Origin of the sequence: Pseudomonas oryzihabitans (assembly GCF_006384975.1) — a bacterium.
GTDB lineage: Bacteria > Pseudomonadota > Gammaproteobacteria > Pseudomonadales > Pseudomonadaceae > Chryseomonas > Chryseomonas psychrotolerans_B.
The window spans coordinates 2,230,161-2,249,355 of the sequence record NZ_CP021645.1 but is presented as its reverse complement, the minus strand read 5'-3'; the positions used below and the strand labels follow the sequence as shown (position 1 = coordinate 2,249,355).

The 19,195-nt window shown below is 65.3% G+C and carries 16 protein-coding genes; 6 read left to right on the top strand and 10 right to left on the bottom strand.

Annotated features, from left to right (window positions below; all coding sequences use genetic code 11):
• Positions 1-119: 119 nt before the first annotated feature.
• Positions 120-581 carry an Lrp/AsnC family transcriptional regulator gene (locus CCZ28_RS09960; protein WP_058760006.1) on the bottom strand — a complete coding sequence of 154 codons (462 nt, stop codon included), beginning with the start codon at positions 579-581 and terminating at the stop codon, positions 120-122.
• 133 nt (positions 582-714) lie between these two features.
• On the opposite strand from CCZ28_RS09960, the gene CCZ28_RS09955 reads away from it, so the two are divergent.
• A complete protein-coding gene (locus CCZ28_RS09955) occupies positions 715-1,863 on the top strand; it encodes an aminotransferase class V-fold PLP-dependent enzyme (RefSeq protein ID WP_140217678.1) in 1,149 nt (382 codons plus the stop codon).
• Here the strand turns inward: CCZ28_RS09955 and CCZ28_RS09950 are convergent, their stop codons facing one another.
• The 3 genes from CCZ28_RS09950 to CCZ28_RS09940 all read right to left on the bottom strand — a co-directional run bounded on the left by CCZ28_RS09950 (position 1,864) and on the right by CCZ28_RS09940 (position 4,393).
• Entirely contained in the window at positions 1,864-2,655 is a 792-nt protein-coding gene (locus CCZ28_RS09950) for an amidohydrolase (protein ID WP_140217676.1), read from the bottom strand. It lies immediately after the preceding gene.
• On the bottom strand, positions 2,643-3,791 hold the full coding sequence (locus tag CCZ28_RS09945) for a pyridoxal phosphate-dependent aminotransferase (protein WP_140217674.1): 1,149 nt from the start codon (positions 3,789-3,791) through the stop codon (positions 2,643-2,645). Before CCZ28_RS09945 ends, CCZ28_RS09950 begins: the two co-directional genes overlap by 13 nt.
• 170 nt (positions 3,792-3,961) lie before the next feature.
• Complete coding sequence (locus CCZ28_RS09940) at positions 3,962-4,393, bottom strand: DUF4174 domain-containing protein (RefSeq protein WP_140217672.1); 432 nt, start codon at positions 4,391-4,393, stop codon at positions 3,962-3,964.
• Between the two features lie 364 nt (positions 4,394-4,757).
• On the opposite strand from CCZ28_RS09940, the gene leuA reads away from it, so the two are divergent.
• The 4 genes from leuA to CCZ28_RS24925 all read left to right on the top strand — a co-directional run bounded on the left by leuA (position 4,758) and on the right by CCZ28_RS24925 (position 11,486).
• A complete protein-coding gene (leuA, locus tag CCZ28_RS09935) occupies positions 4,758-6,428 on the top strand; it encodes a 2-isopropylmalate synthase (RefSeq protein WP_140217670.1) in 1,671 nt (556 codons plus the stop codon).
• A gap of 142 nt (positions 6,429-6,570) precedes the next feature.
• The gene (locus CCZ28_RS09930) at positions 6,571-9,882 is read left to right on the top strand and encodes an EAL domain-containing protein (protein WP_140217669.1); all 3,312 of its coding nucleotides are present in this window, start codon (positions 6,571-6,573) and stop codon (positions 9,880-9,882) included.
• Positions 9,883-9,936: 54 nt separating this feature from the next.
• Positions 9,937-10,887, top strand: coding sequence for an aldo/keto reductase (locus CCZ28_RS09925; RefSeq protein WP_140217668.1), 951 nt, complete (start codon positions 9,937-9,939; stop codon positions 10,885-10,887).
• Positions 10,888-10,976: 89 nt separating this feature from the next.
• Positions 10,977-11,486 (top strand): leucine zipper domain-containing protein, encoded by a 510-nt coding sequence (locus tag CCZ28_RS24925; protein ID WP_140217667.1) that lies wholly within the window; start codon positions 10,977-10,979, stop codon positions 11,484-11,486.
• 27 nt (positions 11,487-11,513) lie between these two features.
• Here the strand turns inward: CCZ28_RS24925 and CCZ28_RS09915 are convergent, their stop codons facing one another.
• Positions 11,514-13,643, bottom strand: a complete 2,130-nt coding sequence (locus tag CCZ28_RS09915; RefSeq protein WP_140217666.1) for a TonB-dependent siderophore receptor — start codon at positions 13,641-13,643, stop codon at positions 11,514-11,516.
• Positions 13,644-13,887: 244 nt separating this feature from the next.
• On the opposite strand from CCZ28_RS09915, the gene CCZ28_RS09910 reads away from it, so the two are divergent.
• Positions 13,888-14,088, top strand: a complete 201-nt coding sequence (locus CCZ28_RS09910) for a hypothetical protein (RefSeq protein ID WP_140217665.1) — start codon at positions 13,888-13,890, stop codon at positions 14,086-14,088.
• Between the two features lie 5 nt (positions 14,089-14,093).
• Here the strand turns inward: CCZ28_RS09910 and CCZ28_RS09905 are convergent, their stop codons facing one another.
• The 5 genes from CCZ28_RS09905 to CCZ28_RS09885 form a co-directional block, all read right to left on the bottom strand.
• Positions 14,094-16,637, bottom strand: coding sequence for a bifunctional diguanylate cyclase/phosphodiesterase (locus CCZ28_RS09905; RefSeq protein ID WP_140217664.1), 2,544 nt, complete (start codon positions 16,635-16,637; stop codon positions 14,094-14,096).
• A gap of 162 nt (positions 16,638-16,799) precedes the next feature.
• Complete coding sequence (locus CCZ28_RS09900; RefSeq protein WP_140217663.1) at positions 16,800-17,384, bottom strand: DUF4136 domain-containing protein; 585 nt, start codon at positions 17,382-17,384, stop codon at positions 16,800-16,802.
• Between the two features lie 61 nt (positions 17,385-17,445).
• Entirely contained in the window at positions 17,446-18,057 is a 612-nt protein-coding gene (locus tag CCZ28_RS09895) for a DUF4136 domain-containing protein (RefSeq protein WP_140217662.1), read from the bottom strand.
• 49 nt (positions 18,058-18,106) lie between these two features.
• Positions 18,107-18,859 (bottom strand): methyltransferase domain-containing protein, encoded by a 753-nt coding sequence (locus CCZ28_RS09890; protein WP_140217661.1) that lies wholly within the window; start codon positions 18,857-18,859, stop codon positions 18,107-18,109.
• Positions 18,856-19,161, bottom strand: a complete 306-nt coding sequence (locus tag CCZ28_RS09885) for a nucleotide pyrophosphohydrolase (protein WP_140217660.1) — start codon at positions 19,159-19,161, stop codon at positions 18,856-18,858. The genes CCZ28_RS09890 and CCZ28_RS09885 overlap by 4 nt, the downstream gene beginning before the upstream one ends.
• Between the last annotated feature and the right edge of the window lie 34 nt (positions 19,162-19,195).

Below are 19,195 nucleotides of genomic sequence, written 5' to 3'. Positions count from 1 at the left end.
GAGGGGGCTCCTCGCGAACCGAACTTCCCAGAGGGTTGGGGTGAGGGCATCCCGTGCGACGTCTGTCCCAGTGGAAAAGGCTGCGCCGTTTTCCACGCTACGGGTCTGCGTTCGCCCCCTTACCGCACATAATCCAGCGGCAAGGCCGTGCTGTACTTGATCTGCTCCATGGCGAAACTGGAACTGACGTCCAGCAGCCCCGGCACCTGGATCAGTCGCTTGTACACGCCGTCATAGGCGGCGATGTCCGGGACGACGATGCGCATCAGGTAGTCGGTGTTGCCGGCCATGCGATAAAGCTCCACCACTTCCGGAATGGCCGCCACCGCCGCATGGAAGCGCTGCAACCAGTCCAGTGCATGCTGGTTGGTACGCACCGAGACGAACACCGTCACCCCCACATTGAGCTGGCGAGGATCGAGCAGGGCGACCCGTGCCCGGATGACCCCCTGCTCTTCCAGCTTCTGGATACGCCGCCAGCAGGCGGTGGTGCCCAGGCCGATGCGCTCGGCAATATCGGCCACCGGTTGGGTGCTGTCCTGCTGCAAGAGGTCGAGAATGGCGCGGTCGAAACGGTCCAAGGAAAAATTTTCTCTTTAATTGCCTATTGGCAGAATAGTATTCGAATTCAATCTCAGCCTGGCGAGGAAAAAGCAAATTCCTTCACCGGTGACGGCGTTAACCTGATGCCATCCAAACGCCTGAGACCCCGCCATGGACGCTCTTCCGCTGTATTTCGATTATGCCGCCACCACTCCGGTCGATGACGCCGTCATCGAAGCCATGCTCGGTTGCCTGGGGCGCCAGAGCGTGTTCGGCAATCCCGCCTCGCGCGGCCATGCCTTCGGCAACGATGCCCAGCGCGCCGTGGATAAGGCCCGCCAAGAGGTCGCCGAGCTGGTCGGCGCCCAGCCCGAGCAACTGATCTGGACGTCGGGCGCCACCGAATCCAACAACCTCGCCCTGCTCGGCGTGGCCCGCCGCCGCGGCCAGGGACATCTCATCACCAGTTGCCTGGAACATCGAGCCGTACTGGATACCGCCGCGCAGCTGGAAGCCGAGGGCTTCGCCGTCACCTACCTGACGCCGAACGAGCAGGGCCTCATCACCGCGGACGCCGTGGCGCAGGCCTGGCGCGACGACACCTTCCTGGTCTCGCTGATGCTGGTGAACAACGAGCTGGGCACCCTGACCGACATTGCCCGTATAGGCACCCAGGTCCGCGCCCGTGGCGCGCTGTTCCACGTGGACGCCGCCCAGGCCACCGGCAAGGTTGCCATCGACCTCGCCCGGCTGGACGTCGACCTCATGTCCTTTTCCGCCCACAAGACCTATGGGCCCAAGGGCATCGGCGCGCTCTATGTCGGTCCGCGCGCGGAAGGTGCGCTCCAGGCACAGATCCATGGCGGCGGCCACGAACGCGGGCTGCGCTCGGGAACCCTCGCCACCCACCAGATCGTCGGCATGGGCACGGCCTTCGTCCTCGCCGGCCAGGCCATGGTGCGGGAAAACGACAGACTCACGGCCCTGCGCGACCGCTTTCTGGCCGGCGTGCAAGGCCTGCCCGGTACGCGCCTGAACGGCTGCGCCCAGCAGCGCATCCCCCACACCCTGAACCTGACCTTCGCCACCGCGCTGGACACCGTCGCCCTGCAACGCCAGCTGGCCTTCTCCACCACCTCGGCCTGCAGCTCGGCCAAGGCTGCGCCCTCTCATGTCCTGCTGGGGCTGGGTCTGGACGCGGACCAGGCAGCGCGCAGCTACAGGTTCAGCCTGGGTCGCTATACCACCGAGCAGGACGTGGACCAGGCCATCGCCCTGATCCACGCCCACCGAGCCCAGCCGGCGCCTTTCTGGGCCTGATCAGTCCAGGCTGAAGGCGTCAGCGTCGCGCTGCGCCGGGAAGCGCTGGCGATAGGCGGCTAGTTCTGTGGCCGACAGGGTGGCCCGGAAGATACCAGCCGCCGCGCCGGCCTCGACCAGGGGTTCGCCCTGGAAGTCCAGCACCTGGCTGTCGCCGGCATAGGGATGGCCATTGCCGTCGCTGCCGATCCGATTCACCGCGGCGACGTAGCAGAGATTCTCGATGGCCCGCGCCGGCAGCAGGCGATTCCAATGGCCACGCCGGGGCGCTGGCCAGTTGGCCACATAGAGCAGCAGATCGGTGTCGTCCTGCGCCCGGCTCCACACCGGGAATCTTAGGTCGTAGCAGACCAGCGGACGGATGCGCCAGCCCTTGAGGGTGACCAGTCGCCGCTCCGCACCGGGGGCGTAGTGCTCGTGCTCGCCGGCCATGCGAAAGAGATGGCGCTTGTCGTAGTGCAGCAATTCGCCGTCCGGCGTCGCCCACAGCAGGCGATTGCGATACTGGCCGTGCTCGTCCTGCACGATCAGGCTGCCGGTCACCACGGCGCCGCTGCGCTGCGCCTGGGCGCGCATCCAGGCCGAGGTGGGGCCGTCGATAGGTTCGGCGAGGGTTGCCGAGTCCATGGAGAAGCCGGTGGTGAACATCTCCGGCAGGATGATCAGGTCGACCGCTCCCACCTCCGCCAACTGACGCTCGAAATGCGCGCGATTGGCCGCCGGGTCATGCCAGGCCAATTCGCTCTGCAACAGGGCCAGGTGTAGGTCCTGGGTCGGGCTCAGATCGCGCATAGCCGCTCCGCTGCCTGGCGCAGGGTCTCTTCGCGCTTGGCGAAGCAGAAGCGCACCAGGCGCAGGTCCGCAGGCGGCTGCTGATAGAACACCGACAGCGGGATGGCCGCGACGCCATGCTCGCGGGTCAGCCATTCGGCCATGGCCACGTCGTCCAGCTCCGGGCGGATGGCGGAGTAATCCACTACCTGGAAATAGGTACCGGCGGCGCGCTGGAAGGTGAAGCGCGACTTGCCCAGCAGATCGCAGAAGAGATCGCGCTTGGCCTGGTAGAAGGCCGGCAACTCACTCAGATGCTCGGGATGGGCAGCCATGAAATCGGCCAGGGCGCACTGGATCGGCGTCACCCCGCAAAAGCTCACGTACTGGTGCACCTTGCGCAACTCGGCGGTGAGCGCCGGCGGCGCCACCACGTAGCCGGTCTTCCAACCGGTGACGTGATAGGTCTTGCCGAAGGAACTGACCACGAAGGCGCGGGCATAGAGTTCGTCATGGGTGATGACGCTGGCATGGCGCTGGCCGTCGTAGACCAGGTGCTCATAGACCTCGTCACTGACCAGATAGAGATCGCGCCCGCGGATCAAGGCGGCTAGGCGATCCAGCTCGGCAGCGCCGATCAGGGCACCACTGGGGTTGTGCGGGGTATTGAGCACGATGGCGCGGGTACGAGGGCTCAGCGCCGCTTCCAGTGCCGCCCAGTCGATGCCGAAACCCGGCAGCGCCAGGGGCACGTGCACACAACGCCCACCGGCCAGTTGCACCGAGGGCTCGTAGCTGTCGTAGCAGGGATCGAAGACGATGACCTCGTCCCCCGGCCGCACCAGCGTCTGCAGCGCGCAGAACAGCCCCTGGGTGGCGCCGGGTACGATGGTGACCTCGGTATCGGCACTCACCTCCCGACCATAGAAGGCCGCGACCTTGGCCGCCACCTGCTGGCGCAGCGCCGGCAATCCGGTCATGGGCGCGTACTGGTTGTGGCCGGCCGCCACATGATGCCCTACTGCCGCCAACAGCTCGGCGGGACCGTCGAAATCGGGAAAGCCCTGGGAGAGATTCAGCGCCCCGGTTTCGGTGGCGAGCTGGGACATGCGGGTGAAGATGGTGACGGCGAGGCCGGGAAGCTTGCTCTGGATCATCGCGCGGGCACAGGTCTGACTGGGGAAGAGCGGCAGACTGCGATTTTTTGTGGCTAAGGGCAAGTCTTGCCTGGCAGTGCAAGACAGCGAACTCGGATGAACCCAGGTACAGAGCCTGAGCCAGACAGCCCTCTTCCCTCCGGGAGAGGGCTGGGGTGAAGGCAAAGCCGCTACCGCCGCATCGGCATCCTGTCGATGGTGCCGAACAGCGCCTTGAGCGACCATCCCTGTTCCTCGCGCACCTTGACCCCTCCATCCTTGCCCACCAGATACAGGGTGGCCGGCTGCCCGGCGCGCGCGTCGAGCGCTTGGAGTAGCGCTCGGGTCTGCTCGGGGCGTAAGGGCCGGTCATTGCGGCTGCCGGCGTCGCCCACCACCGTATAGAGCACCATCTCTCGTTCGGCGAAGGCTTCGCGATTGGCCGTTTGCGCCAGTTCGGCGCGTAGCTGTGTCACCTGGGGATCGTTCGCCGTAGGCGCCACCAGGATCAACGGCCGCGTCTTCCAACGCTCAGCGTCGAGGGGGTTGTCAGCGGCCTGCGCCGTGGCTACCAGACCGGCGAGCAAGGTGGTCGCCACCCCGACCAGGGACAGGATCTTCATGGATGCTTTCCTCCGACCTCTTGGACTCCAACTCTCTAGCCTTGACCTCAGGCAAGCGATACGGATCGCCCCAGCGACTTCCCGTTACAGAAAGAAGAGCACCCAGCCTTTTCAGGAATCACCAAAATTCTCTTCTCATGCGCAATAAATCACCAATAAATGGCGCCAGGCGTATAAGCCTGCCAATTTTAAAAAGAACATTGCGAGCCATGCCCCGGGCGGACTAACGTAAGCGCCATGCACAACGCCCATACCCTCATCCTCCTCCGGCAGCACCGCTGCCTGCGATTGGTCAGTCCACGACTGCGAAGCTCGACCGCGCTCGCTTCGTAAGCTCCCGACCACGCCCAAGGAAAGACTCGCCATGACCATGCTCAAAGATCCCTCGAAGAAATACCGTCCCTTCACGCCCGTCGCTCTGCCCGACCGTACCTGGCCGGACAAGATCATCGACAAGGCGCCGATCTGGCTGTCCACCGACCTGCGCGACGGCAACCAGTCGCTGATCGAGCCGATGGACGCCGAGAAGAAGATGGCGTTCTTCAAGTGCCTGGTCGCCGTGGGCCTGAAAGAGATCGAAGTGGGCTTCCCCTCCGCTTCCCAGACCGACTTCGACTTCGTCCGCGAGCTGATCGAAGGCGGTCACATCCCCGACGACGTCACCATCCAGGTGCTGACCCAGGCCCGCGACGACCTCATCGAGCGCACCTTCGAATCCCTGGCGGGTGCCAAGCGCGCCATCGTGCACTACTACAACGCCTGCGCGCCGAGCTTCCGCCGCATTGTCTTCAACCAGGACAAGGCCGGCGTCAAGGCCATCGCCGTGGCCGCTGGCCAGACCATCGTGCGCCTGGCCGCCGAGCGCCCGGAGACCCAGTGGGGCTTCGAGTACTCCCCCGAGGTGTTCAGCTCCACCGAGACCGACTTCGCCGTCGAGGTGTGCAACGCGGTGATCGAGGTGTTCGCACCCACTCCGGCCAACAAGTTGATCCTCAACCTGCCGGCCACCATCGAGTGCGCCACGCCGAACAACTACGCCGACCAGATCGAGTGGTTCGGCCGCCACATCGACCGCCGCGACAGCGTGTTGATCAGCGTCCACACCCATAACGACCGCGGCACCGGTGTGGCCGCCTCGGAGCTGGCAGTCATGGCCGGCGCCGATCGTGTCGAAGGCTGCCTGTTTGGCAACGGCGAGCGCACCGGCAACGTCTGCCTGGTGACCCTGGCACTCAATCTCTACACCCAGGGCGTCGACCCTGAGCTGGATTTCTCCGACATCGATGCCGTGCGCAAGACCGTCGAGGAATGCAACCAGTTGCCGGTGCACCCACGCCACCCCTACGTCGGCGACCTGGTCCACACCGCCTTCTCCGGTTCCCACCAGGATGCCATCCGCAAGGGCTTCGCCCAGCAGAAGCCGGACGCCCTCTGGGAAGTGCCCTACCTGCCCATCGACCCGGCTGACATCGGCCGCGATTACGAGGCGGTCATCCGCGTCAACAGCCAGTCGGGCAAGGGCGGCATTACCTTCCTGCTGGAGCAGGAGTACGGCATCAGCCTGCCGCGCCGCATGCAGATCGAATTTAGCCAGGTGGTCCAGCGCGAGACCGACCGCCTGGGCCTGGAAATGACCGCCGCCCAGATCCACAGCCTGCTCGAACAGGAATACCTGCAGGCCAAGAGCCCCTATGCCCTGCTCAGCCACAAGCTGCGCGAGGAAGACGGCACTTCCACCGTGGACATCCAGGTAGCCGTCGAAGGCCGTACCGAGCACTGGCACGGCACCGGCAAGGGGCCGCTGGAAGCCCTGGTGGCCAGCCTGCCCGAGGCGGTGGAAATCATGGACTACCATGAGCACTCCATCGGCGCCGGCACCAACGCCAAGGCCGCGTCCTACATCGAGATCCGCCTGGAAGGCCAGCGTCCGCTGCACGGCATCGGTATCGACGAGAACATCACCACCGCCAGCTTCCGGGCGCTGCTCAGTGCCCTGAACCGCGCGGTCACCCAGGCACAGGCCAAAGCCGCCTGAGTCTGACGCTGGTCAAAGCAAAGGGAATGCCCGTCGGCGTTCCCTTTTTTTATGTCACCGCTACATCGATACTGGCCGCTTCGAAGACTTGCCGCTCCCGCCGCCTCGCCTCGCGCCGGGACCGGTCCGTTACGGACAGTCGATGAACCTATCTACGCTTCGCGTTTCACCCGCCTTGGGCAGCGCCTTGGCACTTTGCGGCGTGTTCCTGGCGACGTCGCTGCTGTGCATAGCCTTCACCGGCCAGGATGCCAGTTCGGTGCCCATGCTTTGGTTAGCCAATGGTCTGGCCGTGGCCTGGCTGCTGCGTAGCCAACGGCGGCACTGGTCTCTGCTGGCAGCAGCTATCCTGGTGGCTACGGTTCTGACGGACGTGCTGGTCGGTGGCAGTACCCTGCGCGGGTTGGGTTTCGGCTTGAGCAACCTGGCCGAGGTTCTCTTCGGGGCCGCGCTGTTACAGCGGCAGAGTCTGATCTTCGACCGTAACATCGCCGCCATGGGCCGGTTGCTGATCCATGGCGTGCTGCTGCCACCGCTGCTAGGCGCCAGCCTGGGTACGCTGGTCACCGCCCTGGACAACGAACCCGGACTGCTCTTCACCGCCGTGCACTGGTACATCGCCGATGCCCTCGGCCTGCTGGTGGTCCTGCCGCTGACTTTCCTGCCTTGGCCGCTGAGACTGGCCATCTTCAGCCGACATGGCCTCACGGAGTTTCTGGCGCTGCTGCTGTTGAGCCCGCTACTGGCGCTGCTCATCCTCAGCTACTTGCCCTATCCCTTCGTCTACCTGGCGATGCTACTACTGGTAGCTGCCATGCGCCTGACCGTGGAAGGTACGGCGCTCGTCGGCGGTCTGACCATCCTGCTGATTGGCAACCTCCTCACCTTCAACCATATCATCGACCTGACCGGCGTCTCCCTGGCCATGCAGGCGTTGACCTATATACCCTTGGCATTGATGCAGGTGCCGCCCCTGTTGCTGGCCGCCGCCGTCCAGCAGAGCCGGCATCAGCACCAGCGCCTGCTGCGTAACCAGGCACGTTACCGTCACGCCATGGATACCGCACCCTATGGCATGGCGCTGGTCTCCGTCCACGGGCTGCTGTGGGACGTCAATCCAGCCCTGGAAGGCATCCTTGGCTATGCTCGCGGCGGCCTCGAGGGTCGTCCCCTGCGCGACCTCCTGGCCGACTCCCAGCGCGAACTCGACCTGGGCGAGCACGAGCAGACACTGCAGTTGCGTCACTGCCACGGCCATGACCTGTGGGTGATGATGGCCTGCTCGCCTGACCACGACGATCAGGACCTGTTGACGGGTTACCTGCTACAGATCCGCGACATCGATGCCGAACGCCGTGCCGACGAGCTCAATGCCAGCCTTCGCGAACGCCTCGAACTGGCCATCCGCGCCAGCAACCTCGGCATCTGGGAGTGGGATACCCGCTCACCGGGCTTCAACGCCGATGCCCGGCTGCGCGATCTCTACGGCATCGCGCCTGACAATCAATGCCGAGACATGGAGTTCTGGCTCACCTTCATCCATCCCGACGACAGAGCGCGCTCGCTGGAGGTCTTCGACAAGGTCGTCAGCGAATCGATGTCCTATACCTTCAACTTCCGCATCAATCATGGCGGTCCGGGCGGCGAAGTCCGGCATATACGCTCCGAGCTGATCTCGGTGGTTGGAGCAGACGGCCACGTCCGCCTCGTCGGCAGCAATCGCGACGTCACCGAACACCACCAACTGACCACGGCGTTGTACGAGGAAAAGGAGCGGCTGCAGGTCACCCTCGCCTCCATTGCCGACGCCGTGCTGACCACCGATGTCGAGGGTCGCATCCTCTTCCTCAATCCGGTCGCCGAGCAGTTGACCGGCTGGACAATGGCGGACGCCCGGGGGCGGCCCCACGAGGAGGTCTTCCGCATCCACGACAGCCAGAGCGACGCCAAGCTGCCCAGCCCGGTGACCCGCTGCCTGCGGGAGCAGACCATCACCTCGCTGGACGAAGGGGCGGTGCTGCTCAGTCGCCAGGGCGAGCGTCATGAAGTCCAGGATTCCGCCGCCCCGGTACGAACGGTCGATGGCCGCATCATCGGCGCAGTGCTGGTGTTCCAGAACGTCACCCATGCGCGCAACCTGCAACGCGAGCTGAGCTACAACGCCTCCCATGACGCCCTGACCGGGCTCTACAACCGCCTGAAGTTCGAGCAGGAGCTGGAAGCCGCCTGGCAGCAGGCCCAGGCGGGTACCGTTCAGCATGCGCTGTGCTTCATCGACCTGGACCGCTTCAAGGTGGTCAACGATTCCGCCGGCCACGCCGCGGGCGATCTGCTGCTGCGCGAACTGGGCACGCTGCTGCGTGATTCCCTGCGCGGCTCCGACGCCGTGGCGCGGATCGGCGGCGACGAATTCGCCCTGTTGCTGCGCGACTGCGATCTGATGCAGGCCGAGGCAGTCGCGGAAAAGCTGATCGCCAGCATCGGCGCGGTACGCTTCAACTGGCAGGATCGCCTCTACGATGTGGGCGCCAGCGCCGGCATCGTCGCCATCACCGCCGAGACGCGCAGTCCGGCGGAGCTGATGAGCCAGGCCGACGTCGCCTGCTATACCGCCAAGCATGCCGGACGCAATCGCGCCGCCCTCTATCGCGCCGGCAGCGAGGACGTCGAGCGCCAGCACCGGGAGATCCTCATGGCCAGCGGCCTGCGCGAGGCCCTGGAGCAGCATCGCTTCGAACTGCACGCCCAGCCCATCGTCGCCACCCGCGACAGCGGCAGCGATGAGCAGCACGTCGAATTGCTGCTGCGCCTGCGTGATGTCCAGGGCCAGCTCATCTCGCCGGCTACCTTCATCCCGGCCGCTGAACGCTTTGGCCTGATGAGCAGCATCGACCGCTGGGTGGTACGCCAGGTGCTGGTCGAGCTGGTGCCCTGGCTGCAGGAAAGACCCCAGCTGCACGTGGGCATCAACCTCTCGGGTAATAGCCTGAGCGATGCCGATTTCCTCCCCGAGTTGCTGGAACTGATCGCCGCCTCGCCGCTGGACCCGCAGCGCCTGCTCTTCGAATTGACCGAGACCGCGGTGATCAACAAGCTGTCGGTGGCCTCCCAACTCATCAGCCAGGTCCGCGAACGTGGTTGCCGCATCGCCCTGGATGACTTCGGCGCCGGCCTCAGTTCCTTCACCTACCTGAAGAACTTCCGCGTCGACTACGTGAAGATCGACGGCAGCTTCGTTCGCAACCTCGACCAGGACCCGCTGGATCGCGCCATCGTCGAGTCCATCAACCAGGTCGCCCATCACCTGGGCGCCGCGACCATCGCCGAATTCGTCGAGTCCCAGGCCACTTTCGAACTGCTCCGCCAGATCGGCGTGGACTACGCCCAAGGCTACGCCCTCGGCAAGCCGATCCCGCTGAAAGACTGGCAGGGGATGCCACACTGCGAACCTTGAGCCCTGGCCGCCGGTCGTAACCTGGATATCTCCACCTATCTGGATGAGGATCCCATGCAAAAACGTACCCTCGGCCATTCCGACCTGCAGGTCCCGCCGCTCTGCTTCGGTGGCAACGTCTTCGGCTGGACCCTCGACGAAGCTCAGTCCTTTCGCATGCTGGACGCCCTGCTCGACGCCGGACTCGACTTCATCGACACCGCCGACGTCTATTCACGCTGGGCGCCGGGCAACCAGGGCGGCGAATCCGAAACCCTGCTCGGCAAGTGGTTCGCCAAGAGCGGCAAGCGTGACCGGGTGATCCTGGCCACCAAGTTGGGTATGGACATGGGCGAAGGCCGCAAGGGCCTCAAGGCCAGCTATGTGCAGCAGGCGGTGGAAGCCTCGCTCAAGCGCCTGCAGACCGATCGCATCGATCTCTACCAGGCGCACTGCGACGACGAGCACACCCCGCTGGAAGAAACCCTGGGTGCCTTCGCCAAGCTGGTGGAACAGGGCAAGGTACGGGTGATCGGTGCTTCCAACTATGGCGGTCAGCGTCTGCGCGAAGCGGCGAAGGTGGCAGAGCGCCTGGGCGTGCCGACTTACCAAAGTCTGCAACCCCACTACAACCTGCACGCCCGCAAGGACTACGAGGCCGATCTGGAACCCGTGGTCGAGGAACTCGGCCTGGGCGTGATCAGCTATTTCTCCCTGGCCAGTGGCTTCCTCACCGGCAAGTACCGCACCAAGGACGACCTCAAGGGTTCGCGCGCGGAGATGGCCAAGCGCTACATGGACGAACGCGGCATGGCCATCCTGGCCGGCCTCGACGAGATCGCCGAAAAGCACGACGCCACCCCGGGTCAGGTCGCCCTGGCCTGGCTGATCGCCCGACCCAGCATCACCGCGCCCATCGTCAGCGCCACTTCCCAGGCCCAACTCGACGACCTGATCGCCGCCACCCGGCTGCAACTACCGGCCGACGACATCACCCTGCTGGATCAGGTCAGCGCCTACCACTGAGGCATCGTGGTCCGCAGCTGCGATCTCGCCCAGCTTGATTGAACTCGGACAATCCCCTCTCCCTTCGAGAGAGTGTATGGCCCGGGGACATGGTGAACACCTGTTCGGAGGCAGAAGTGAGCAGGCCGATGCCGTGGCAGGAGAGGTCCACGATGGCGTTACGCGAAGAGTTTGTTGACTTGGCACAACAGGCCGGAGCGAACGTATGCTTGCTGTATCGCCGTTTCGGCATGAGTCCGACGACGGCATATAAATGGCTGGCGCGTGCCAGGGCCGGCGAGGCGCTGACGGATCGCTCACACCGTCCGGTGACATCGCCAGGACGCTGTGCACCGGAACGGAAGGCGCAGGTCATGGCCATGTGCGCGCAGCACCCGGCCTGGGGGCACGCAAGCTGGCGCGTCGACTGGAGGGTCAGGGCGTACCGATGCCGGCCATCAGCACGGTGCATGGGATCCTGGTCAGGGTTATGCCGGTTGGGTATACAACCTGGTACTGGGCCAAGTCCGACCAGGGCGTACCAAAATCCCGCCCCCTCGATGCCGCCCCCTCTCCCTCGGGGAGAGGGTTGGGGTGAGGGCCGCCCCCCACCCCAATGAGCCTGACTCCTCGCCAGGCTCCTCTGCTCAATAACGCCAGCTGACCGAGGCGGTCACGCTGCGCGGTTCGCCGAAATTGCTCTGGCCGTAGCGCGGCGATTGCAGGTATTTCTCGTTGGTCAGGTTGTCGAGGTTGAGCTGGGTGCTCCAGTGGCGGTCGATCTCGTAGCCGGCCATCAGGCCCACCAGGGCATAGGCGTCTTGCCGGCTGTTGTCGACGCCGTCGTACTGCACCTCACTCTGCCATCTCAGGCTGCCGCCGACCTTGACCTTGGGCGCCATGGGCAGGCGATAGGTCAGGTTGGAGGTGAGCTGGTGACGGGGAATGAAGCGTCGCGCGCGCTGGTCGTCCTCGTCGGTGATCCACAGGTAGGTGTAGCCGCCGCTGAGTTGCAGGCCGGGCAGGACTTCGCCGGCGATTTCCAGCTCCAGGCCCTGGCCCTCGAACGAGAGACCGTTGTAGAGGCTGCCGCCCAGGCTGGCATCGTAGCCGGCATAGGTGGCGACGTTGTCCTGCTTGGTGTGGAAGACCGCGGCGGTGATGCTGGACTTCTTGTCCAGCGATTGCCGCTTGACGCCCACTTCGTAGCTCTTGCCCTCCAGCGGGTCGAGCTGCCTGCCACTCGGGTCCCGATAGCTTTGCGGGGCGAAGATCTCCGTGTAGCTGGCATAGAGGGCGTACTGGGGATCGAGATCGTAGACCAGGCCGAGGTAGGGCGTGGTGCGGCCATGGTTGCGGGCGTTCTGCTCCACGCCGTAGCTGCTGCCATCGCTGTCGGCGCTGAGCAGCCGCGCGCCTGCGAGCAGGTGCAGATCATCCCTCAAGCTGAAGCGCGCCGCGCTATAGAGGCTTTTCTGGCGATTGGTGTAGTCGGAGGTCTGCGCCGGGCTGGCCACATCGAAGTTGGACAGCGGCAGGGCACCGTTCAGGGCATCCGCCAGGCTGACCTCGGTGTAATAGAGGTTGGAGTCGTACAGCGAGCGCTCCTGGGTGCGCGAACGACCGGCGTTGGCGCCCAGGGTGAGCTGGTGTTCGCGGCCCAGCAGCTGGAAAGGCCCGGTGAAGGAGAGATCGCCGATCAGGTCACGCGTCTTGCCCTTGTACTTGGAGGCGAGTCCGTAGAAGGAATCCGTACCGGCTCCGTTGACGCCTGCGTACATGTAGAACATCTGGGTGTCTTCGCGGTGATCCGCGCCGGTGATGGTCAGCTTGGATACCCAGTCGTTGTCGAAGCGGTGTTCCCACTCGGCGAAGGCGCGCTGGGTGTCGACGTCCCAGTAGACCCACGGCTGGGCGATGTTCGAATGCACGCTGTGGTAATGGATGGCGTTACCGCTGGCATCGGTCAGCGGCAGGGCGCCCCAGCTGGCGCCGTTGGCGTCGCTCTTCTGCTGTTCGAAGCCAACGGTCAGGGTGTCGCGCTCGCTCAGGTCGAAGGCCAACAGGCCGGCGAAGACGTTCTTTTCCCGCGAGTAACGATCCAGGTAGGAGTTCTTGTTCTCGTTGGCGTAGATCAGCCGGCCGCGGACGTTGCCGGATTCGGTGAGCGGGCCGGACACGTCGATGTCGAGCCGGCGCTTGTCCCAGGAGTCGGCGCTCAGGGTGACCTCGGCCTCGGGGGTATAGGTCGGGCGCTTGCGCACGAAGTTGACCGTGGCCGAGGGATTGCCCAGCCCGGTCATGACGCCGTTGGCGCCGTGCAGGATGTCGACCTGCTCATAGGGGGCGGTGTCGATATCGCCCACCAGTACGCCCCAGAAGAATGGCATGCCGGAGCCGTCGTACTGGAAGTTGGTGATGTCGAAACCGCGGGAGGTGAAGTAAGTACGGTCGGTCTCGACCTTCTGCACGTTGATGCCCGGCGTGTAGTCCAGCACATCACGCACGCTTTCCTGGCGGAAGTCGTCCATGCGCTCCCGGGTCACCGAGGTCACGCCCTGGGGCGTCTGCTGGTTGGTCAGGTTGAGGCGGGTGGTACCGGTGGTGGGCTTGCCCTGGTAGCCCTGGGCGACACCTTCCTGGGTCTCGATGACCGACGAGGTGATGGTATCGCTGGGGAGATCGAGCGGAGAGTCCGCGGCCTGAACGAGCGGGCAGGCGGTGCCGGCAATGGCCGCCAGGATCCGGGCGGCCAGAGGGGCCAGGGTAGGTTTCATCGAGGGTGCTCCGAAACGCGCAGGAAAGTTTGAGAGTTATTGGCTAAAGAGAATCAATTCTATTTGCGCGTTTGAGCCTTGCCAAGTTTTATAGATAAGACCTCAGACAACTGTTGCGCGAACGGTAGTGCAGCGTTGCGCGAAAGGTGCGCCCTGGGAGCGGCGGAAAAGGGGGCATGGGGCGATACTCAAAGGGCGAGGCGCTGTCCGCTCGACCCTTGCGTTCGCCTCGCCGGAGGTCACCATGCGTACGACAAGAACGATTCGCTCCGTGCTCTTCATCGCCCTGCTGCTGGCGCTGGCCCTGGTGGACAGCTGGCAGGCGCGCCCGCTCCTCGCCCCGCTATTGCCGGCCGATCCGGTCTGTACCCACGGCTACGCCCCCTACGGCTGCTATCCGGTACCCGCCAGGGGCGGCGACCTGGGCTGGCTGGAGCGGCTTTAAGCCGCTCAGCCTGCTTGCCCGAGCGTGGCGAGCAGAGAGGTCAACTGGTCGGTGGACAGGGCGCTGCCCAGGTAGTCGCCCTGGACTTCGGAACATCGGTGCGCGCGTAGCCAATCCAATTGCGCTGCGGTGTCGATGCCTTCGGCCGCCACCGTCAGCCCCAGCGATTGCCCAACGGTGATCAGCGTCTGGACGATGGTGGGATCGAGCTCCTGGTGTTCGCGCTGGGCGATGAAGCGGCGGTCGATGCGGACCCCGTCCAGTACCTGACGGTGCAGGAGTTCGAGTGCAACGCAACCGCTGCCGAAGTCGATCAGGCTCAATCGCACGCCGAGCGCCTTGAGTGCACTCAACTGCGCTGGCAACTCGCCGCTGTTGCTCTCCAGCAGAGTTTCACTGAACTGCAATTCCAGGCGGTCGGGCGCCAGGCCGCTGTGCTGCAAGGCCTGGGCGACAACGTCCGCCAGGGGCGTGCGACCGGCGAATTGGCGGGCGGTCAGGGTCACCGCGAGCTTCAGCGGCACCGGCCAACTGGCCGCCTCGCGGCAGGCGGTATCCAGCAGCCATAACCCCAGGGAAACGCTGAGGCTGGTCTCCTCGGCCAGCGGCAGGAAGGCGTCCGGCAGCAACAGCCCTTGCTCGGGATGCGCCCAGCGCAGTTGCGCTTCGAAGCCGCACAGGACATCGGTCTCCGGGAGGTGCCGGCGCAGGTAATAGAGGCGCAGTTGGCCGAGCGGCAGCGCCTGGCGCAGTTCCTGCTCCAGCTGTCGCCGCTGACTGAGCTGGGCGTCCATCTCCAGGGCGTAGAAGCACCAGCAGTTACGCCCGGCGGCCTTGGCCTGGTAGAGCGCGATATCGGCCAGCCGCAGCAGTTCCTCGGCCTGCATCGCCTGGCCGGGTGCCTGGGCGACGCCGATGCTGGTGCCGACGCTGACGGTCTGGTCTTCCAGCAGGATGGGGCGATTCAAGGTCGTCACCAGGCGGGCGCAGATCTGTTCGATCACCGTCTTTTCCAGAGCGCCGACCAGCACCACGATGAATTCATCGCCGCCCACGCGTGCCACCAGGCCACCCGGTCTCAGGCTGGCTTGCAGGCGCTGGGCGATCTCCTGCAACACCTGATCGCCGGCGGCGTGACCGAGGCTGTCGTTGATCGGCTTGAAGCGGTCCAAGTCGAGACTGAGCAGGGTCAGGTACGCCGGGTTGCGGACCAGATGGCTGGCGAGGAATTGCTGCAGATGGAGGCGATTCGACAAACCGGTCAGGCTGTCATGCTGCGAGAGGTGCTCGATCTCGGCCTGGGCGGTGAAGGCGGCGGTGATGTCGCTGGCAGTGCCGCGATAGCCGGCGCCATTCGGCAAGGGGCGGGCGGTGATCTCGCAGACGCGGGGATGGCCCAGGCGGTCGCGGTAATGGCAGCGCAGCACCTCGCGTTCGTCGAGGCGGTCGGCACTGGCGGCCAGCCAGACAGGCAGGGTGGTGGTCTCCGGGCTGAACAATTCGGCTAGGGAGCGGCCGAGCCAGCTGTGCGGCGTATTGCCGGTGATCCGGGCGAAGCGCTCGGAGAGATAGGAGAGACGCCCCTCGGCATCGACTTCCCACAGCCAGTCGGACGCCGCCTCGGCCAGATCGCGAAAACGCTGTTCGCTGCGGGTCAGTTCCGCCTGGCTGGCGACCAGGGCGTCGAATTGCTGGTCGAGCTGGCGTGCCGAACTCAGGGCATGGCGGATCAGCAGGGCCAGCACCAGGGCCAGGGTCAGTACGACGGCGAGAAACACCGGCAGGGTCTGGTGCAGCAGGTGGGCGCCGGGCTGGGGTGGATGCCAGTTCAGCAGCCAGGAAGAGTCCAGCACGCGCATGGACTCGAAGCCGGGCAGGGGTTCATGGGAGGGTTCCAGATCAGGCAGGCCGTAGGTTTCGCTGAGATGATCGAGCTTGGCTTTGTCGAGTACGTTGACGAACAGCATCACCGACGGCGTACCGGGTACCGGTGCCACACTGTAGCTGTCGCCAGTGGTGATGGTTGCGGCGGCGACCAGGGCAGGCACACCGCTGACGCTGAACAGCCGTACCAAACTTTCGGTTTCCCCGGGATGACTGCGCGCCGTCGCCAGCAGCTTGGTCAGATCGCCGTCGAGCCACTGCTGGATGGGGGCCGTCGAAGGCAGGCCATTGATTACGGCGTAGACGGTGCGATCCTGGGGATTGAGAACGAACACGCCATTGTAGCCGTACAGCTCGTAGGGGATATCGCCGACGTTGCGCTCGTCGTTCGCCCAGAACAGATTGACCTTCATGTGCAGGTTTTTGTACGCCTCGCCCCACTTGGCGTAATTGATGATGTTGTGGGCGATTTCGTATTGCACCTGCCCCAGGGTACGGGCGATGTACTTCTGTGCGCGCTGCTGAACGTCGGCATCCTGGCTGGTGGCGGTCTTGATCAGCAGGTAGCAGCCCAGGCCGAGTAGGATCGGCAGGGCGCAGATGGCGGGAAACAGCCGCAGTAGCATCTTGTGGCTGCGGCGGGTAGCGACGGGAGCTGACGGCATGAGTGACCCAAAGACGCGTGGGAACGACTGACAGACGCCTCGGATAGGTGCCGGGAGCGGAAGAGGGGGTCTGGCAATGGGCTATTATCGCCAGCCAACAAAGGATGTTCCCCCGGCCATCTGACCGGGGGCGTTACTCAGCTGCCTGGACGGTCGTTCGCGTCAGCGACGCGGCGGATAGTGGGTCAGCAGTTGGTTCACCAGGCGATCGAAGGCGGCGCTGCGCTGCGCCGGCGTGGCGTTCTGATCGTCCATCAGGCGTTCCTCGCTGGCACGCCAGACCAACTTGCCGTCGCGACCGTCGAGCATGTCGAGTTGTACCGTCATCACCGGATAGGTGATGGTCTGGGTGCGGACATAGCTCGGCCCCCAGGGGCTGGGACCCCAAGCGGGTCCCCAGGGGCTGCCCCAGCCGCCACCCCAATAGGGCTCGCTGTAGCTGACGCTCTGCTGGCGCTGGTCGAGAATGACGTACAGCTTGATCTTCAGGTCCGGCCGGGTACCGGCCGCCGCAGGGCGCAGGCCGCGCTGATCGAGGCCGGCGCTGACCGCCTCACGCAGGCGTTGCTCGGTGAGGTCGCTGCGGACCCGCGGGTCGTTGGGCCGATACTCGATGGCCGGGTCCGCCCAGCTCCAGCTGCGATAGGCCGCGAAATCACGGCTGGCATCGTAATCCAGGTTGATGGGCATCCGCTCGGCGCAGGCCGCGAGCAGCAAGACCGACAGCAGCAGAAGACAGCGTTTCATGAACGACCCTCTGGGTGAGGCACTCAAGGTGCTTGGACTGCTTCAGGGACGTCTTGTCCCGTCAGCTCGGTGGATAGCTGGCCAGAACGCGGCGGATGGTGTCGCTCAGCGTACGGGCGCGTTCGGTGCTATTGCCGCCGGCGGACTGCTCCGCGGCAGAATGCCAGAGTACGCGACCGCTGGCAGGGTCCAACAGCTCTATCTCCAGCACGTCCACCAGATAGGTCCGGGTGCGGGTCCGCGCCTGGCCGATCGTGGCGCCATAGCCGGGGCCGTAGCCGTAGGGGCCATAGCCGCCGTAACCGTAGTTGGTGTCGTAATAATCGGTGTATTGCTCGCTGCGTTGCTGCTGGGTGAGACGGGCGCGCACCAGTAGATCGGGGCGGGCACCGTCGATCGCCGGGCGCAGGCCGCGTTGGTCAAGCCCATCGGCTACCGCCCGCTGCAGGGTCGCGCCATCCAACCCCCCGCTGATCACGGCGGCACCCGGTGCCCAGGTCCAGCTACGGAAGCGGCCCCAATCGATGGGTGCGGCCGGATAGGCAGCCGGGTCCTGCTGTGGCAGCACCGGCGCCGAGGCCTGGGGCAGGGCGCTGGCGACATAGGGATTGGTGCCCTGGCATCCGGCCAGGGCGAACAGCGCGAGCGCCAGGCAAAGCAGGGGGCAACGCATGACCAGCTCCTCGAAGGAATGCTTGGGCCAGAGCATACCGCGCCCAGCTTCACTCTACCTTAGCTTGGCAGAGCCAATGCAGATAACGCCCCAGGCCGGCGAAGGCGGGGTGGCGGCGATGCGCCAGTTCCATGGCCACCAGCTCTTCGCCGTCGGCGCGGGCTTGGAAGTCCGGCGGCATGTAGTCGTGGAACACCCGCACGCCGCTGCGGGCCTGGATCTGCCAATCGGGCGCCAGCCAGGTTTCCACCTCGCGCGGATCGAGCGGCTGTTGCGGCGTGAGGCCGCGACCCTCGCCGGCATAGTGACCCAGCTTGAGCTTGCGGAAGTGCCCTTTGAGCAGGTTGCGGTAGATCAGGGCGTCGCGGTTGTAGAAGGCCAGGGACAACCAGCCGTCCGGGGGCAGGCAGCGTTGCAGCGTCGGCAGGATCGCCGTGGGCGTCTCCAGCCATTCCAGCACCGCATGGCAGAGCACCAAGTCGAAGGGTTCGGCGAAGCGGGGCAACTCCTGCCACGGCAGTGGCAGCCAGTCGGCTTCGAGTCCGGCGCTGGCGAAGGCCTCCTGGGCACCGGCGAGCATGGGCGCCGAGGGCTCGGCCAGGGTCACCGCATGGCCCTGCTGGGCCAGCCAGAGACTCATGTGGCCCAGGCCCGCGCCGATGTCCAGTACCCGCAGCGGGCGCGGCGGCAGTACTTCGGTGAGGTCGGCCTGCAGCACCGCCAAGCGGATGGCGCCCTTGGTGCCGCCGTAGATATTGGCAGCGAAGCGGGTCGCCCGGTCGTCGAAGAAGGTATCGCTCACGGCAGGAAGCGCCTCTCGTTGTCGGCCAGCTTGGCCAGCACCGCCTGTTCCACGTCCAGCTCCAGTTCGCTGCCCAGTTGCAGCAGATAGAGCAGGACGTCGGCGATCTCCTGGCCGGCATGTTCGCGCTCGGCAGCGGTTAGCGCGCGCGCCTCGGCATCGCTTTTCCACTGGAAGATTTCCACCAGCTCGGCCATCTCGACACTGGCGGCCATCGCCAGGTTCTTGGGGTTGTGGTAACGCCGCCAGGCATTGGCGTCGCGGATGGCGTGCAGGCGGGAGAGCAGGGCGGGGAGATCCATGGGCGTCCGGTGATTCTGCTAAAGCGGCATTCTC

What these genes read in the sequence shown, in the direction of transcription:
- CCZ28_RS09955 (WP_140217678.1), top strand. Translation starts at nt 715, where the DNA reads ATGGACGCTCTTCCGCTGTATTTCGATTATGCCGCCACCACTCCGGTC.
- CCZ28_RS09950 (WP_140217676.1), bottom strand. Translation starts at nt 2,655, where the DNA reads ATGCGCGATCTGAGCCCGACCCAGGACCTACACCTGGCCCTGTTGCAG.
- CCZ28_RS09945 (WP_140217674.1), bottom strand. Translation starts at nt 3,791, where the DNA reads ATGATCCAGAGCAAGCTTCCCGGCCTCGCCGTCACCATCTTCACCCGC.
- CCZ28_RS09940 (WP_140217672.1), bottom strand. Translation starts at nt 4,393, where the DNA reads ATGAAGATCCTGTCCCTGGTCGGGGTGGCGACCACCTTGCTCGCCGGT.
- leuA (WP_140217670.1), top strand. Translation starts at nt 4,758, where the DNA reads ATGACCATGCTCAAAGATCCCTCGAAGAAATACCGTCCCTTCACGCCC.
- CCZ28_RS09930 (WP_140217669.1), top strand. Translation starts at nt 6,571, where the DNA reads ATGAACCTATCTACGCTTCGCGTTTCACCCGCCTTGGGCAGCGCCTTG.
- CCZ28_RS09925 (WP_140217668.1), top strand. Translation starts at nt 9,937, where the DNA reads ATGCAAAAACGTACCCTCGGCCATTCCGACCTGCAGGTCCCGCCGCTC.
- CCZ28_RS24925 (WP_140217667.1), top strand. Translation starts at nt 10,977, where the DNA reads ATGGTGAACACCTGTTCGGAGGCAGAAGTGAGCAGGCCGATGCCGTGG.
- CCZ28_RS09915 (WP_140217666.1), bottom strand. Translation starts at nt 13,643, where the DNA reads ATGAAACCTACCCTGGCCCCTCTGGCCGCCCGGATCCTGGCGGCCATT.
- CCZ28_RS09910 (WP_140217665.1), top strand. Translation starts at nt 13,888, where the DNA reads ATGCGTACGACAAGAACGATTCGCTCCGTGCTCTTCATCGCCCTGCTG.
- CCZ28_RS09905 (WP_140217664.1), bottom strand. Translation starts at nt 16,637, where the DNA reads ATGCCGTCAGCTCCCGTCGCTACCCGCCGCAGCCACAAGATGCTACTG.
- CCZ28_RS09900 (WP_140217663.1), bottom strand. Translation starts at nt 17,384, where the DNA reads ATGAAACGCTGTCTTCTGCTGCTGTCGGTCTTGCTGCTCGCGGCCTGC.
- CCZ28_RS09895 (WP_140217662.1), bottom strand. Translation starts at nt 18,057, where the DNA reads ATGCGTTGCCCCCTGCTTTGCCTGGCGCTCGCGCTGTTCGCCCTGGCC.
- CCZ28_RS09885 (WP_140217660.1), bottom strand. Translation starts at nt 19,161, where the DNA reads ATGGATCTCCCCGCCCTGCTCTCCCGCCTGCACGCCATCCGCGACGCC.